The organism is Micromonospora sp. NPDC085948 (genome assembly GCF_040686315.1).
In the GTDB taxonomy this organism is placed as follows: domain Bacteria; phylum Actinomycetota; class Actinomycetes; order Mycobacteriales; family Micromonosporaceae; genus Micromonospora.
Genome location: NZ_JBFBJW010000002.1, coordinates 494,610 through 510,178 on the forward strand (window position 1 = coordinate 494,610; position 15,569 = coordinate 510,178).

General features: G+C 69.5%; 13 protein-coding genes and 3 tRNA genes. 15 read left to right on the forward strand and 1 reads right to left on the reverse strand.

The window, feature by feature from the left end; translation table 11 throughout:
• Positions 1-30 precede the first annotated feature (30 nt).
• From AB0O48_RS08085 to AB0O48_RS08100, 4 genes are all read left to right on the forward strand, one after another.
• On the forward strand, positions 31-1,539 hold the full coding sequence (locus AB0O48_RS08085) for an NADH-quinone oxidoreductase subunit M (RefSeq protein WP_365064373.1): 1,509 nt from the start codon (positions 31-33) through the stop codon (positions 1,537-1,539).
• Positions 1,536-3,023, forward strand: a complete 1,488-nt coding sequence (locus tag AB0O48_RS08090; RefSeq protein WP_357570897.1) for an NADH-quinone oxidoreductase subunit N — start codon at positions 1,536-1,538, stop codon at positions 3,021-3,023. The genes AB0O48_RS08085 and AB0O48_RS08090 overlap by 4 nt, the downstream gene beginning before the upstream one ends.
• Positions 3,024-3,135: 112 nt before the next feature.
• Positions 3,136-4,011, forward strand: a complete 876-nt coding sequence (gene htpX / locus AB0O48_RS08095) for a zinc metalloprotease HtpX (RefSeq protein WP_357253621.1) — start codon at positions 3,136-3,138, stop codon at positions 4,009-4,011.
• 136 nt (positions 4,012-4,147) lie between these two features.
• Positions 4,148-5,407, forward strand: coding sequence for an MFS transporter (locus tag AB0O48_RS08100; RefSeq protein ID WP_365063992.1), 1,260 nt, complete (start codon positions 4,148-4,150; stop codon positions 5,405-5,407).
• Positions 5,408-5,911: 504 nt separating this feature from the next.
• Here the strand turns inward: AB0O48_RS08100 and AB0O48_RS08105 are convergent.
• The gene (locus AB0O48_RS08105; protein ID WP_357253617.1) at positions 5,912-6,406 is read right to left on the reverse strand and encodes a YajQ family cyclic di-GMP-binding protein; all 495 of its coding nucleotides are present in this window, start codon (positions 6,404-6,406) and stop codon (positions 5,912-5,914) included.
• 147 nt (positions 6,407-6,553) lie between these two features.
• Between AB0O48_RS08105 and AB0O48_RS08110 the strand changes: the two genes are divergently transcribed.
• From AB0O48_RS08110 to rpmG, 11 genes are all read left to right on the forward strand, one after another.
• Positions 6,554-6,637, forward strand: a tRNA-Tyr gene (locus AB0O48_RS08110).
• Between the two features lie 199 nt (positions 6,638-6,836).
• Positions 6,837-7,550 (forward strand): DUF6518 family protein, encoded by a 714-nt coding sequence (locus tag AB0O48_RS08115; RefSeq protein ID WP_357253615.1) that lies wholly within the window; start codon positions 6,837-6,839, stop codon positions 7,548-7,550.
• Between the two features lie 224 nt (positions 7,551-7,774).
• Positions 7,775-8,338 carry a histidine phosphatase family protein gene (locus AB0O48_RS08120; RefSeq protein WP_365063997.1) on the forward strand — a complete coding sequence of 188 codons (564 nt, stop codon included), beginning with the start codon at positions 7,775-7,777 and terminating at the stop codon, positions 8,336-8,338.
• A gap of 243 nt (positions 8,339-8,581) precedes the next feature.
• On the forward strand, positions 8,582-8,938 hold the full coding sequence (locus AB0O48_RS08125) for a PadR family transcriptional regulator (RefSeq protein ID WP_365064000.1): 357 nt from the start codon (positions 8,582-8,584) through the stop codon (positions 8,936-8,938).
• On the forward strand, positions 8,935-9,891 hold the full coding sequence (locus AB0O48_RS08130) for a hypothetical protein (RefSeq protein WP_365064003.1): 957 nt from the start codon (positions 8,935-8,937) through the stop codon (positions 9,889-9,891). Before AB0O48_RS08125 ends, AB0O48_RS08130 begins: the two co-directional genes overlap by 4 nt.
• A gap of 88 nt (positions 9,892-9,979) precedes the next feature.
• Entirely contained in the window at positions 9,980-10,573 is a 594-nt protein-coding gene (locus tag AB0O48_RS08135; protein WP_365064006.1) for a hypothetical protein, read from the forward strand.
• Positions 10,574-10,705: 132 nt separating this feature from the next.
• Positions 10,706-11,899: an epoxide hydrolase gene (locus tag AB0O48_RS08140; RefSeq protein WP_365064008.1), complete on the forward strand. Its 1,194-nt coding sequence runs from the start codon at positions 10,706-10,708 to the stop codon at positions 11,897-11,899.
• A 547-nt stretch (positions 11,900-12,446) separates the two neighbouring features.
• Positions 12,447-14,972: a bifunctional diguanylate cyclase/phosphodiesterase gene (locus AB0O48_RS08145; RefSeq protein ID WP_357253602.1), complete on the forward strand. Its 2,526-nt coding sequence runs from the start codon at positions 12,447-12,449 to the stop codon at positions 14,970-14,972.
• A gap of 93 nt (positions 14,973-15,065) precedes the next feature.
• A tRNA-Thr gene (locus tag AB0O48_RS08150) sits at positions 15,066-15,138 on the forward strand.
• Between the two features lie 24 nt (positions 15,139-15,162).
• A tRNA-Met gene (locus AB0O48_RS08155) sits at positions 15,163-15,235 on the forward strand.
• Positions 15,236-15,368: 133 nt separating this feature from the next.
• Entirely contained in the window at positions 15,369-15,536 is a 168-nt protein-coding gene (gene rpmG / locus AB0O48_RS08160; protein ID WP_007073056.1) for a 50S ribosomal protein L33, read from the forward strand.
• Positions 15,537-15,569: the final 33 nt, after the last annotated feature.

Genomic DNA, 15,569 nt, shown 5'->3' on the forward strand with positions numbered 1-15,569 from the left:
AGCCCCGCAGTCGCGATCGAAGGCGGTCCAGTGAGCTTTGGGCAGGTGTTGCTGGTTGCCGTGCTGGCGGTGCCGGCGCTGGGCGCGGTCGCGGTGGCGGCGACGCCCCGGGACCGGGCGGCCCGGCTGGTCGGGACTGTCGCGGCGGCGTTGACCCTGCTGGCCGCGGTGCCGCTGGTGTTCGATCGGCGGGGCTGGTTCGCCTGGTCGGCCGACGCCCCGGCGGTGCGTCCGTGGCACCACCTGGACCTGCCCTGGGTGCCCGGTCTGGAGTTGCGCTTCCACCTCGGCGTCGACGGCATCTCCTGGCCGCTCGTGGTGTTGACCGCGCTGCTCACGCTGCTCTGCTGCGCGTACACGATGTGGCGGGTGCCGGACGGCGGCAGCGGTCGGGCGCTCGTCGCGCTGCTGTTGGTGGTCGAGGTGGGCATCCTGGGCACCTTCCTCGCCCTGGATCTGGTGCTGTTCTTCCTCTTCTTCGAGGTCGTCCTGCTGCCGATGTACGCGATCATCGCCGGCTGGGGCGGCGCGGACCGGCGTCGGGCGGCCCGGAAGTTCGCGCTCTACACGCTCTTCGGCTCGGTGTTGCTGCTGGTCGGCGTCTACGTCGTGGTCGCGGCCACCGGCACCGCCGACCTGCTGGCGTTGACCGGCGGGGCGGGGATGTCCAGGGGCACCCAGTTGGCCGCGTTCACCCTGTTCGCGGTGGCGTTCGCGGTGAAGAGTCCGCTGTGGCCGCTGCACTCCTGGCTGCCCGACGCGCACACCCAGGCCCCCACGGTGGGCAGTGTCGTGTTGGCCGGGGTGCTGCTGAAGATGGGCACCTACGGTCTGATCCGGGTCGCGGTGGGCGTGGCGCCGGAGGGCGCGCGCTGGGCGGCGCCGGTGCTCGGCGTGTTGGCCGTCGCCGCGATCCTGGTCGGTTCGCTCGTCTGTCTGGCCCAGACCGACGTGAAACGGCTGATCGCGTACTCCAGCGTGGGGCACATGGGCTTCGTGCTGCTGGGCGTCGCCACGCTGACCACCGTCGGCATCCAGGCGGCGTTGATCGGCAACGTCGCGCACGGGGTGATCACCGGACTGCTGTTCTTCCTGGCCGGTGCGGTGAAGGACCGTACCGGCACGGGCACCCTCGCCGAGCTGTCCGGGCTGCGGGAGACCGCGCCCCGGCTGGCGGGCCTGCTGGCGTTCGCGGCGATCGCGTCGCTGGGCCTGCCCGGGCTGGCCGGCTTCTGGGGCGAGGCGTTCGCGGTGATCGCCGCCGTCCAGGTGGGCGGCCCGCTCTGGACCACCCTCGGGGTGCTGGCGGCGGTCGGTGCGGCACTCACCGCCGCGTACTTCCTGCGCCTTTTGCGCCAGGTCACCCACAATCGGCCGAGTGTCGCCGTCGGTCGGGTCGGCCCTGGCCTGGCCGGTGCGGAGCTGACCGCGTGGGTGCCGCTGGTGCTGCTCGCGTTGGCGATCGGCCTGGCCCCGACGCTGGTCCTCGGCGTCGCCGAGGCTCCCGTCGACGCCCTGATCGAGGTGGTCAAACCATGACCGGCGTGCAGAGCGTGGACAGCGTCGCGCTGTTGCCGGCCTACCTGGCCGCCGGCACCGCCGTACTCGTGCTCGTCACCGACCTGCTCCTGGCCCGGCCTCGGGCCACCATCGCGGTGGCGGCGCTCGGCGCGCTCGGCACCGCCGTCGGCGCCGCACTGGTCGGCGCGGGCGGGGAGCGACGGACGTTCTGTGTCGGCGCCGACTGCTCCTGGATCTTCGGCGGGCGGGCCGCGCTGGTCGGCGTGGTGGTGGCGCTGCTCACCCTGGGTGTGCTGGGACTGTCCGTGCCGGCGCTGCGGGCCGGGCGGTCGCCGGTGGGGGAGTACTGCTTCCTGCTGGCCTGCTCGATGACCGGTGGCGTGGTGCTCGGCGCGGCGGGCGACCTGATCACGTTGATCGTGGCCCTGGAGACGCTGACCCTGCCGCTGTACGTGCTTGTCGGCCTACGTCGGGGCAGCCTCGCCAGCGCCGAGGCGGCACTGACCTTCTTCGTGGTCAGCGTGGTCGCGACCACCATCACGCTGCTCGGTGCGGCGCTGCTGTACGCGGTGACCGGCGGGCTGCACCTGGATCGGCTCGGCGCGCTGCTCGCCGAGCGGTCGGAGCTGCGGGACCTGCCGCTGACCACCGCGGCGGTGGCGTTGCTGCTCGTCGGGTTGGCGTTCAAGGTGGCGGCGGTGCCGTTCCACGCCTGGGCGCCGGCCACCTACGACGGGGCGCCGCTGCCGGTGGCCGCGTACCTGTCCACGGCGTCGAAGCTGGGTGGCCTCGTCGCGCTGCTCGCCGTGGTGCAGCGGGCACTCCCACCGGAGCAGACCGGCCCGGTGCTCGCCCTGCTCGCGGTGCTCACCATGACCGTCGGCAACCTGGTCGCGCTGCGCCAGCGGCGTACCGTCCGGCTGCTCGCCTGGTCATCCGTCGCGCAGGCCGGCTACATCCTCGCCCCGCTGGGGGCGTTGGCGCTGGCCGCGGGCCGCACCGACGAGGCACGGTCCGCCGCGTACGCCGCCGCGGTGGCGTACGCCGTCTTCTTCGTGGTGTTGGAGCTGGCCGCGTTCGCCGGGGTGACCGCGTTGCGGCCGGCCGGTGCGGACGGCGGCACGCTTGACGACCTGCGCGGAGCGGCGCGCCGGCACCCGTGGCGGGCTGCGGCGCTCGGTCTCGCGCTGGTGGGCCTGGCCGGCCTGCCGCCGGGGCTGGCCGGCCTGTTCGCGAAGGTGACAGTGGTGCGGGCGCTGCTCGACGGTGGGGCGGCGTGGTTGGCGCTGGTGGTGGCGCTGAACGCGGTGATCGGGCTGGCTTATTACCTGCGGGTGACCGCCGCCCTCTGGACGCCCACGCTCCGCTCCGCCCCGAATGGCGGCGGCACTGCCGCCGTACCCCTGGTGGGTGTGGTGGCCGTGGTGCTGGCGGTGACGACGGTGGCCGCCGTGGTGCTGGGCTTCGCCCCGCAGTTGGTGCTCGACGTCGCGCGCCGCTGACCTGCGAAGGTCGGTCTCAGTGAACTCTCAGCGTTGAGACGGATGGTTGGCGGGTACCGGGTTGTTGCACCGGTCAGCGGATCCCGGCGATCCGTGCACCGAAGGAGAGATCGTGCACCACAACCGTCTGAAGACCGCCGCACTGCTCGGCCTGCTCTCCGCGCTGATCCTCGCGGTGGGCTACGGGTTCGGTGGCAGTGGCGGCCTGGTCATCGCCGTCCTCATCTCACTTGTCATGAACGGCGTCACCTACTTCTACTCCGACAAGCTCGCACTGCGCTCGATGGGCGCGCAACCGGTCACCGAGGCACAGTTCCCCGAGTTGTACCGGATGGTGCGGGAGTTGGCGACCGACGCCCGGCAGCCGATGCCGCGCCTGTACGTCAGTCCGACCGCGCAGCCCAACGCGTTCGCCACGGGTCGTAACCCGCAGCACGCGGCCGTCTGCGTGACCCAGGGCATCACCGAGATCCTCGACTACCGCGAGCTGCGTGGTGTGATCGGGCACGAACTGTCCCACGTCTACAACCGGGACATCCTGATCTCCAGCGTTGCGGCCGGTCTGGCCAGCATCATCACCCTGCTGGCGAACCTCGCCTTCTTCATCCCGCTGGGCGGCGGGGACGACGAGGACCGTCCGAACCCGGCCGTGCTGCTGCTCACCCTGATCCTCGGCCCGATCGCGGCGACCGTGATCCAGTTGGCGATCAGCCGGAGTCGCGAGTTCCAGGCGGACGCCTCGGGCGCCGAGTTGAGCCGTGACCCGCTGGCCCTGGCCAGCGCGCTCCGCAAGATCGACGCGGTGGCCCGACGTCGGCCGCTGCCGGCCCAGGGCCAGCTCACCAGCACCGCGCACCTGATGATCGCCAACCCGTTCCGGGGTGGCGGCATGGCCGCGCTCTTCTCCACCCACCCGAAGATGGAGGACCGCGTCGCACGGCTGGAGCAGATGGCCGCCAACGCGGGACCGGTGCAGTTCCAACGCTGACCCGCTGATTCACCGCCTCCGCCCGTACCCGCCAACAGCGGACACGGGCGGAGTGCTGTATTTCGGTTGTCTGCCGGCACGGCGGTCGCGTTAGGGTCGTAACGGCTCACGCTCATTACATCTCTGGAGGTTTCCGGTGGCCGCGCTGCGTCAGTACCTGGGTGTCTGGCGGATCCCCGGCGCCCCGATGCTGCTGATCCTCGGCATCGTCGGGCGGCTCGGGATCGGCATGACCCCGCTGGCGCTGCTGCTGGTGGTCGAACAGGTGACCGGGCGGTACGCGCTGGCTGCCATCGCCGGCGGGATCTACGCAGTCGCCGGCGCCGCCCTCAGCCCGGTGGCCGGGCGGATCGCCGACCGGGTCGGCCCCAGCCCCGTCCTGCTGGTCACCGCCGTGGCTCACCCGCTGGCGCTCATCGGGCTGCTGCTGGCCAGCCGCTCGGGCGACGACGCGCTCCCCGCCATCTACCTCGCCGCAGGCGTGGCCGGCGCCACCTACCCGCCGCTCACCGCCGCCATCCGTGGCGCCTGGAACGACCTCACCGGCCCCGGATCCGGCCGCTACCCCCTGCGCAACACCGCGCTCGCCGCCGAGACCTCACTGTTCGAAATCGTCTTCGTGCTCGGCCCGCTGCTCGTCGCCGGCTTCGTGCTCGTCGCCGACGCGGCGGCCGCGCTGATCGGAGCGGCAGTGGTCACCCTGGTCGGCACCACCGCCGTGGCCCTCGGCCGAGTGATGCGCGGTTGGCGTCCGCACCCGCGCGAACACCACGCCCGAGGGCTCGGCCCGCTGCGGGTCGCCGGCTTCCCCGCCCTGCTGGTCTGCGTGGCCGGCCTGGGCATCGCCTTCGGCGCCGCCGGGGTGATCGTCCCGGCGTACGCGAGCGGCCACACCACCGGCGACCCGGAGAGCCTGGCCGGGCTTCTCCTGGCCGTGTGGGGAATCGGCAGCGCCATCGGCGGATTCTGGTTCGGCGTCCGCAAGCCGGCGAAGAACATGACCCGGCAGTTCGCCCTGCTGCTCGCCGCGCTGGCCGCCACCTTCGCCGTGTTCGCGGTCATGCCCACCCCGCTGGCGCTGGGCGTCGCCCTGATCGTCGGCGGAGCGACAATCGCACCCGCGCTGACCCTGGAGAACACCCTGGTCGGCCGGATCGCCCCGGCCGGCATGCTGAACGAGGCGTACACCTGGGTGGTCACCGTCGCGGTCGCGGCGAGCGCGGCCGGCGGCTCGGTGGCCGGCCTGATCGTGGATCACGCCGGTGGCGTCCGGTGGGCGTTCCTGTTCGCCGGGGCGGCCGTCGCCGTCGGGGCCGCGGTCGCCGCCCTGCCCGCCGGACCCATCGCCCGCGCCGAAACCACAGCGGTACGCGCCGAAGAACTCGTCCCGGTCTGACGGCTCGACGTTCGGTAGTCAGGCTCCGGTGGCCCTCCGGCGGTGTTTCCGCGCGTAGATCAGGGCAGCCAGACCAAGAACCGCCAGAGCGCCAGCGACCCATGATGCGGTCTGAAACCTCTGCTCGAACGCGAGGGCTTCCGCGTTCTCCTGCTGGATGACCTCGGGCGTCGGGTCCTGATCAGGCAGGGTGATCCCGTAATTCCAGAACGTAAGGCAGGGAAGCAGACACGAAGCCAGTAACAGGAGGACTCCGACGACCGTCAGCAAACGCGCACGGGACACCTCGAGAGGCTCTCACAGCCCTGATCGTCACGCCGTTCCGGCGGCCTCGGAAACCGCATCGGTCGACACCCCGCTTGGGTCGGAGCCGGCGGGTCGACGAGGACCAGGTCCAGGCCGTCGCAGGTCGATCGTGCGTGACCAACGACGACCACGTGTGACGACGTCTGCCCAGGTGGCAAGGCGTGGTCGGCCCCAATGACCAGGCCGGCCGAGCCTTCCTTACCGGTAGTTGTCGAACTGGAGGGCGACGCCGAAATCCTCACCCTTGAGCAGCGCGATGACGGCCTGGAGGTCGTCCCTCTTCTTGCCGGTGACGCGCAGCTGGTCGCCCTGGATCTGCGCCTGCACGCCCTTGGGGCCCTCATCGCGGATCTTCTTGCTGATGGCCTTGGCCTTGTCCTGCTCGATGCCCTCGACAACCTTGCAGTCGATCTTGAAGATCTTGCCGGACTGGCGCGGCTCGCCGGCGTCCAGCGCCTTCAGCGAGATGTTCCGCTTGATGAGCTTCTCCTTGAAAACGTCCAGTACGGCACGAACACGCTCCTCGGTCTCCGCCTGAAGGCCGATCGCCTCCTTGCTGGACCAGGAGATCTCCGCCCCGGTGCCGCGGAAGTCGAACCGAGTCGTGAGCTCCTTCGCCGCCTGCCGGACGGCGTTGTCGACCTCCTGGTGGTCAACCTTGCTCACAATGTCAAACGACGGGTTCGCTGCCATGTTTCTGCTCCTGCTGTCCGGCGGTCTGGGCCTGCAGTCGGCCACCGACCAGCGGCACGACCCCCTGACCGTACCCGGTTGCGTCGGCACCGGGGGGAGCCGCTATCCTTGCTTCCGCCGCCGCGTTACGACGCGGTGGGGTGCCCTGGCGGGTTGCCCGAGCGGCCAATGGGAGCGGACTGTAAATCCGTCGCGAAAGCTTCAGAGGTTCGAATCCTCTACCCGCCACCAGGGAGCGGCAAGGCCCCTGACCTGCGAAAACGCAAGTCAGGGGCCTTTGCTGTCTCCTGCTGTTGTTGACTCGCCCGCCTGCCTATCTGACTGACGCTGCGGTGTCGGGCCAGAATGTCCGAGTGATCGTCAGAGGGGCGTTGCCCTACGCGACGCCGTCGGCGCTGGGCCTGGTCTCAGTCCTCCTGGCGGTTCTCAAGTGACGGAGTTGGTGGCGCAGGGCAGACGCTCGGCGCAGCGTGAGGTGATTCCCCCGGTTCTGGCTGGGATCGCAATGGGGATGGTGGCCTTCATCGCCGACCTCGTGCCGGAAACCGTGGGTAGGTTTCTCGTGCCAGCCTTCAGCTCGGGATTCGCCTGGGGCATCGTGGCCCTCGTCGTGAGCTACTACGCCCCGACCTTGAGGTCCGCCCTCGTCGCTGGGGTGGGCACCCTCGCCCTGGCAACCCTGACCTACTACGGCCTCATCGCCTCACTGGGCCGGCAGTGGCTCAGCGGTTCAGCGCCACCACCGGACGGGCTCGGCTCCGTCGTGCGCGCGTCGGCCTTCTGGGTGGCTGGTTCATTGTTTGGCGGATTGGTGCTTGGCTACCTCGCCCACGTCTTCAGGGCGGGCACCACCCGCAACGCCGGCATCGCTCTCGGCGTAGCGCTCGGGCTGCTTGCCGGGGAAGCGGCCTACACCGTCCTGCGCATCGCGTTCGTCTGGGTCGGTCCCATGGATTCTTTCGTCTGGACGAGGCTGGGGACGGCAGCGGTGCAACTTCTTCTTGCGGCTGTAGCCGCGCTCGTTGCGATACGGCTCCGCCGGCCACCGGTCTCACGGCGGGTCTTCTTGATGGCCGTCGCGGTGTCGACGGTGGCGAGCATCGCGAATTGGCATCTCATCGAGTCGGTTCGGATGACGCTGTAGCCGCGAGCGGCGTCCTGAGAGCAACGTGTTATCCGCGGGCAGATGGTGGGCGGCTCTCCCTCGGCGCAGCTCGCCCGTCCGGCTTTCGTACCGCCTGCCGCGATCGCGCCTTGCGGACTGCGTCTGTCTCGAAACTGGTCGTCGGGGCGTCGGCCGATCGGGCCAGGCCTGGCCGCTGCGGCGTCCTCAGCGACCCGTTTCTACCTCGTCAGTAGCATCGCCTGATGCCGACTGAGATCGTCTTCGAGACTCATTCCTGGAGCGAGGACAACGACCGAGGTCTTGCTACCGGGTGGCTGCCGGGCCGGTTGTCGTCCCGGGGAAGGGCGCTGGCAGCCGACCTCGGCCAGCGTAGGAGAGGCGACGGCATCGAGGCGGTATTCACCTCGGACCTGCGTAGGGCTGTGGAGACGGCCGACATAGCCCTCGCGGGAACCACCATCCCCCTGCTGCACGATTGGCGCCTGCGGGAGTGTGACTACGGGGAACTTAACGGTCTCCCGGCCGCCGACCTGCATGCGCGGCGCAGCCGGTATCTCGACCATCCCTACCCCGGGGGTGAGAGCTGGCGACAGGCCGTGCACCGGGTCGGTCGGTTTCTCGACGATCTGTCGCTGCGATGGGCGGGCCGGCGAGTTTTGGTGATCGGGCACGTTGCCACTCGGTGGGGCCTCGACCATTGGATCAATGGGGTCCGGCTGGAGGACCTGGTCGACGCTGACTTCGCCTGGTGTGAGGGCTGGGAGTACCGGATGGAAGAACATCAAGGTCCGCGAAACAGGCGTTAGCGGGCCGAGGGCGCCCGGCCTCCAAGGCCAAGACCAAAAACCTCAACCTCTGGTACGCACACAGCCGCGCGTACGTCGGGATGAAGTGGCCCTGGGCGGCGGCACAGACGCGCTGCGCCGTTGGCTAGGACGGGTGACACGCCGGCCGGGTCCCTGGCGCATTCCACGAGCGGTGATGCTCCGTGTGCCGAGCGATGAGTTCCACCTTGACCGATACGTTGATGATCTGCTTATGTTGATGACATGACTAAGCCGCCCGCACCGATGCGTGAACCCACATATTTCATCCTCGCCGCGTTGCAGGACGAGCCGCTACACGGCTACGCCATCGTCAAGCGCGCACTGGAGTTGTCCGACGGGCGAGTGCGGTTGACGACCGGCACGCTGTACGCCGCGCTGGACCGGCTCACCGGTGAGGAGATGGTGCGGGTGGCCGAGGAGACGGTGGTCAACGGTCGTGCCCGTCGCACGTATGAGCTGACCGAACGCGGGTTGTCCGCACTGCACGGGGAGGCTGCGCGGCTGATCGCGGCGGCTCGGGTCGTTCGAGACCGTTCCGTACGGTCGACGGTCGCGACGGTCCGGACGGCGCCGGCATGACCGGCCTGGAGCGCCGCTACCGGTGGCTGCTGCGCGCGTACCCTCGGGCCTACCGGCAGTACCGCGCCGACGAGATGCTGGAAACGCTGCTGGTCGCGGGTGAGACGGACCGGAGGCACCCGAGGCTCCGGGAGTCCCTCGCACTCGTGCTGGGTGGTCTGCGGGTCCGCTCCGGTGTGGACCGGCTCGGCTCCCGGGAGACCCTGCGACACTCGGCGCTGCGATTGACCGCGCTGTCCCTGCTCGTGTGCGGCGTTGCGCTCGCGGCTCTGCCTCTTCTCTGGCGCTTGTGGATGCTGGTGCAGGGTGGTTCCGCCAGCAACGAGCATGAGGGGAGCCTGGTCACGCCCTCATTGTTGCTTCTCGCCCTGGCCGCAGCGGCCTGGGCTCGTTACGGTCTCGCGCTCGCCATGACGATCGGCGCCTTCGGCGCGGAGATCTGGTACGCCGTGGCGAATGAGCCGTGGTATCTGCAGCCGTGGGCGGGACTCGACACGCTGCTGGGGGTCCGGACGGGTCTCTACCTGCCCATGCAACCCTCGATGTGGGCGTGCGCGCTGGCCGCACTGACGATGGTGCCGCTGCTTCGGGCGCGCCAGTCACGGGCGGCGCGGCCATGGATCTGGCTTGTCGTCGTGGCAATGACCATCACTGTCGTGACGCCCAATCCGCTCAATGGCTGGGTCGACCAGTTGACCCTGCCGGTCATCGTGGCCGCGGGGCTGGTGGCGGCTCTGGTGGGCGCGGCGCTCGATGTGCGGATATCGATCGCTGCCAGCGCAGTCCTCCTGGCGCTACTCCTGCCCATGGTTGCCGACAAGCAAAACCATTGGGTGCTTTACGGTCTGGAGGAGTTCGGACCGCGAGACTTCCTTCTCGGAGCCGTGCTCGGAGTCTTGGCAATCAACATCGCGGTCAGCCGATTGGCCGCCCGCCGGCAAGTCGCCCTGTGAGCAGCGTGGCATCCGATCGCGGAACGCAGGAGGGGCGGGCCGACGGGAGAGTGAGCCATAAGCTGGCGCGATGGTGGCGGAGCGTGGAGTGATCGACCTGGACGACCACGATCGCCAGCCGGCGGCGTACGACCCGGACCGCCTCATGCCCAGGTCGAAGGTGGTTGTCTGGCTGGCCGCTGTCTTCCTGGTCGGCGCTCTGCTTGGTGGTGTCGGTGTGAACGAGCTGCGAGCCTCGCAGGCAGAGCGGGAACGTGCCGCTTCGGTCTCACTCGTGGCCCTCCCTGCGTCTGCCGGAGGCGGAGGCTTGGACGTCGAGGGCGTCCTGCGGTTGGAGGGGCAGCTCGCGGTGATCAACACTGGTCCGGCGCCGATCACGGTCGTTGCGGTCACCGGGCAACGACCCGGCGCTGAGGTGCATGGCACCGGCGGGTCTGTGGTGTTACGTCCCGGTGGCACCGGCTGGGTCGAGGTCAAGCTCCGCTTCGAATGCGCGACCGCGTTCGGCAGCGAGCCGTTGTCGGTGCGATTGTCGGTCGAGGCCGCCGACCGGCAGGCGAGAGAGGTCACCTATTCCGTCGCTCTGGCCGGAAGCGTCTGGCACCTCAATGCGGAACGGCCGTGCGAGTACCTCGCGCGCGAGGGTTCAGCGCGCCAGCAGGAGGACAGCCCCGGCAGCTAGGCCACGGGAGTCCGTCCGACGGCGCCTGAATTGTCGTTTCGGTCCGCTCGCGGTTGGCCCGCTGCGAGACTGGCTGCTGCCCGCTCCGCCGGAGCGCCGGCACCGGTCGTCCCAACCCGGCAGGTGGAGAGCATGTCCGACAACGAGATCCGTCCCTTCCGGCTCGACACGCCGGAGGAAGCAATCGCGGACCTGCGCCGCCGGATCGCGGCCACCCGCTGGCCGACCCGGGAGTTGGCCACCGATCGCTCCCAGGGCGTGCAGTTGGCGACGGTCCAGGAGTTGGCCCGCTACTGGACGACGGAGTACGACTGGCGCGCGTTCGAGACGAAGCTGAACGCCTTACCGCAGTACACCACCCACATCGACGGCGTTGAGATCCACTTCATTCACGTGCGGTCGCAGCACGAGGATGCTCTGCCGATGATCATTACGCACGGCTGGCCGGGCTCGGTCGTGGAGCTGCTCGGGGTCATCGGTCCGCTCACCGATCCGACCGCACACGGCGGTCAGGCCGAGGACGCCTTCCACCTCGTCCTGCCGTCGCTGCCGGGTTACGGCTTCTCGGGCGAGCCAGCCGAGCTGGGCTGGGAGAACGGACGCATCGCGCGGGCGTGGGCGGAGCTGATGAACCGCCTCGGTTACGCGCGCTACGTCGCGCAGGGTGGCGATGTGGGTGCCGCCGTCACGGACGCCATGGGCCGCCAGGCGCCTGCGGGGCTGCTCGGCATCCACGTCAACCTGCTGGCCGGTGCCATTGGCATCCAGGACCAACTGCCGGCGGAGTCCGCGCAGGAACGTGCCGCGCACGACGCGCTCAACCTGTTCACGATGGATGGATTCGGTTACTTCCTGGAGCAGACCACCCGGCCGCAGACGATCGGCTACTCCCTGCTGGACTCACCCATCGGGCTGGCGGCCTGGATGTTCGACCACGACACCGACAGCTACTACAAGATCTCCCGAGCGCTCGTCGATGGCGAACCCGTAGGCGGTCTTACCCGGGACACGATCGTCGACAACGTCACGCTGTACTGGCTGACCGGCACCGGTGCCTCGTCCGCGCGGTGGTACTGGGAGTTCGGACGGTTCTTGGCGGCGACCGCCGCGGCCGGCCAGGCTCCGCCGCCGGTCACGGTTCCGGTCGGCTTCACCACCTTCCCCGGCGAGATCTGGCCTGCCCCGCGCAGCTGGGCGGAGACGGTCTACCCCGGCCTCGCGTACTTCAACGAGGCCGATCGTGGCGGCCACTTCGCCGCGTGGGAGGAGCCGGAGACGTTCGCCGTGGAGCTGCGGGCCGCGTTCCGGCCGCTGCGCGAGTCCTGAGCCCCAACCGGCACGCTCATTAGATAGATGACAGTGACCTGTTGCCGCGACGTAGCGACGAGTAGTGTGCGTACGGATGGAGGGGCGACAGTTCAATTCAACTGTTACGTCTAGTAGGTGCGCTTTCTCTACTAGGTCGTTTCTTGGGCATTCCCACCTGGGTTGATCAGCAGATGGTCTGGCCGGACGTTGTGCCGACCCGGCCGAGCGGGTCGGCTCGCGGGTCGGTTGGCCCGATCGCGGGTGGGGAGCTTTCCTGGCGGACGTCGCTGTGGCACCATCGTGGAATCTCCATCCCCGCACAGCCCCCTTGCCGACAGGAGTTCCAAATGTCTGGTCGAAAGTTTGGCCGGCTGCGCACGGCGTCGATCGTCCTCGCCGCGCTGGCCGTTGGTGTCCTTGGCGCTCAACTCGGCAGTGGCTTCCAGTCCCAGCTGATCGAGTGGGGTGCCCCCGCCGGCCACAGCGTTTCGGTTTCGAGTGGAGCGTCAAGCGTCGCTCGGTGACCCCGGTGCGGCGGCGACGTGCCCGATGACAGGGCGGTGCGGTGTCACCTAAGGCTGTCCGACGTCGTACGACAGAGCACGCCTGGCTGATCACGGCTCCCCTCGCCGCGATCGCCCTGGTGGGATCGTTGGTTCTCGCGCTGACGGTGCCGATCCACCTGGAGGATTGGCCGAAGGCTCTTGCGTTGCTGGTGGTGATGGTTGCCGCCGGGATACCAACGCTCAGCTTCGTCGTCCGCCGTCAGGCGGTGGTCGTGACCCTTCTCGAGATTCCACTCATTCTCGCCCTCTTCTGGCTGTCGCCGCTGCTCATGGTCGTCGTCGCCACGGCGGCCGAGCTCTTCACCCAGATTCATCGCGGCTACGCGCCGCCGAAGTTCTGGTTCAACGTCGCCCGGGCGGCGGCTGGATTCTCCGTCGCCGGGCTGGTGTTGGCCGCCATGCCGCCGCACGAGGGGGTGGGCCCGTCCACGTGGGGCGCGGTCTTCGCCGCTGTCGCCGCCAACGCGTTGATCAGCCTGGTCGCCGTGGTCGGCGTTATCACCCTCCTGCAAGGCTGGCAGGGCACCAGGGAGACGGCGAGTACGGCCGTCCAGGTCCTGCTGACCACGGCGTTGAACGTCGCGGTCGGGATGATCATCCTGATCGCCCTGGCGACGACGTTCTGGTCGATCCTGCTGCTGCTGGCCCTGGCGGTGGCCGGCGTCCTGCTCTACCGCTCGTACTCGCAGTTCATTCGGCAGCACCGCACCCTGGGCGACATGTACGAGTTGACCCGGGCAATGAGCGAGGCGGGTCAGGAGGGCAACCTGACGGACGCGCTGCTCGGCCGGCTCCGATCTCTCATGCAGGCGGAGTACGCCACGCTGTGGCTTCCGGCGCAGGGCCGGCACCCGGAGGTCCTGCTCACCGCACGCCTCGACGACCGGGGTCTGCTCGACGTCGCCCCGACCCCGCCGGTGATCCGGGAGAAGACGCGTAAGTCGGGTCGGACGGTCGCTCTCGGTCGGGCCTTCGGCGGTGACCCGACGCTGCGGTCCGCGCTCGCCGACTCCAAGGTCAAGGACGTCATCGCGGTGCCCCTGCGTTCCGGGCAGGCGGTGATCGGCACGCTGGAGGTGGCCAACCGGCTCAGCGACGTGGGCCACTTCGCTCCGGCTGACATCCCCATCTTCGAGACCGTGGCGGCGCATGCCGCCGTCGCCCTGGAGAATTCGCGGCTGGTCGACAGGCTCCGGCACGACGCGTACCACGACGCGCTGACCCGGCTGCCCAACCGCCGGCGGATCACCGGCGCGCTCGCGGAGTCGTTCACGATCGCCGCCCCCGGCGAGGTGGTGGCACTGCTGCTCTTCGACGTGGACGGGCTGCGCCAGGTCAACGAGTCCCTGGGGCACGCGGCGGGGGACAAGGTCCTCGCCGAGGTCGCCAGCCGGTTGCGGGCCAGCGCACCGTCGTCGGCCCTGGTCGGCCGCGCGGGTGGGGACGAGTTCCTGGTGACGCTGCGGTTGGAGAGCGCGGAGGCGGCGCTCGAGTTGGCGGCGCAACTACGCGACCAGATTCGTGACGAGATGGTCTTCGACGCGCTCACCCTCGACGTCAACACCGCCGTCGGGGTGGCCGTGCACCCCGATCACGGCAGCGACGCGGCGACTCTGCTGCTCCGGGTCGACCTCGCGGCCACGGCGGCCAAGTCGGTGCCGGGCAGCGTGCAACTGTTCAACCCGGCGCTGGAGTCCCGATCGTTGCGCCGGCTGGGTCTGGCGGGCGATCTGCGCCGCGCACTGGATCAGGACGAGCTGGAGGTCTACTTCCAGCCCAAGGTGACGCTGCGGGATCGGCGTCTGGTGGGTGTCGAGTGCCTGGCGCGCTGGGAGGACCCGACGCACGGCACGGTCGCTCCCGAGGACTTCGTGGCGGTGGCCGAGCACACCGGCCAGTTGAGCAGGCTCACCGAGGTGGTCCTCCGCGAGGGGCTGCGCCGCAGCCGGGACTGGGCGTTGGCCGATCAGCCGCTGCCGATCGCGGTCAACATCGCCGCTCGTACGCTCACCGACCAGCACTTCCCGGACCGGGTCCAGGAGTTGCTGACCGAGTACGGGGTGCCGGCGCAGCGGCTGACCCTGGAGATCACCGAGGCGGGAGTGTTGGACGGCACCGATCGGCCCATTCCGACCCTGCAACGGCTGCGCGACCTGGGTGTCCGGCTGTCGGTCGACGACTTCGGCACGGGCGACTCCTCGCTGGCACACCTGCGCCGGCTGCCGGTGCACGAGGTGAAGGTGGACCGCTCCTTCGTCCAGGGCATGGCGACCGACCCGGGGGACCTGGCCATCGTCAACGCCGTGGTGACCCTCTCCCAACAGTTCGGCCTGGCGGTGGTCGCCGAGGGCGTGGAGAGTGAGCTGACCCTGGAGCTTCTCCAGGACATCGGCTGTGAGATCGGGCAGGGCTTCCTGTTCAGCCGGCCGCTGCCGTACGAGCGGCTGGCCGCCTGGTTCGGCGCTCAGGTCGAGCCGGAATCGATCTCCAACGGGGAGCTGCCGCGCCTTCGCGTGGTGCCCTGAGCAGGGCGAAGACGATCACCGGGGATCCGATTTCACCTGTCGAGCCGGGCCGTGTACTCTTACTTCTGCGCGCCCCACGGGGAGTTCGCGCAGGCCCCCTTAGCTCAGTCGGCAGAGCGTCTCCATGGTAAGGAGAAGGTCTACGGTTCGATTCCGTAAGGGGGCTCGAGGGTTCAGCTGGACCCATCGCAGCGGTGTAGCTCAGATGGTAGAGCAAGCGGCTCATAATCGCTGTGTCGCCGGTTCAAGTCCGGCCACCGCTACTCTCGTCTTCCGGGCTCGTTGCCGGTGGTCGTAAGAAATGGGCGCTTCCGGCGCCCACTTTGCATGTCCGCGCTGTCAGCGTCTAGGCTGGCGCGTCGTAGTTGTTTCCGTTAGCGAGGAAGGCACTCCGCCGTGGCGAAGGCTACCGATGTCCGGCCGAAGATCACTTTGGCGTGTGTGGAGTGCAAGGAGCGCAACTACATCACGCGCAAGAACCGGCGCAACGACCCCGACCGCATCGAGCTGAAGAAGTTCTGCCCGCGCGACGGTCGGCACACGGTCCACCGCGAGACCCGCTGACCGCTGGCCGGCCTCAGCCGGCCGCTGTCGAAG

Bases quoted from the DNA above. Each gene is read 5' to 3' on its own strand.
- AB0O48_RS08120 (WP_365063997.1), top strand. From the start codon at position 7,775: ATGCCGACTGAGATCGTCTTCGAGACTCATTCCTGGAGCGAGGACAAC.
- AB0O48_RS08130 (WP_365064003.1), top strand. From the start codon at position 8,935: ATGACCGGCCTGGAGCGCCGCTACCGGTGGCTGCTGCGCGCGTACCCT.
- AB0O48_RS08105 (WP_357253617.1), bottom strand. From the start codon at position 6,406: ATGGCAGCGAACCCGTCGTTTGACATTGTGAGCAAGGTTGACCACCAG.
- AB0O48_RS08090 (WP_357570897.1), top strand. From the start codon at position 1,536: ATGACCGGCGTGCAGAGCGTGGACAGCGTCGCGCTGTTGCCGGCCTAC.
- AB0O48_RS08125 (WP_365064000.1), top strand. From the start codon at position 8,582: ATGACTAAGCCGCCCGCACCGATGCGTGAACCCACATATTTCATCCTC.
- AB0O48_RS08140 (WP_365064008.1), top strand. From the start codon at position 10,706: ATGTCCGACAACGAGATCCGTCCCTTCCGGCTCGACACGCCGGAGGAA.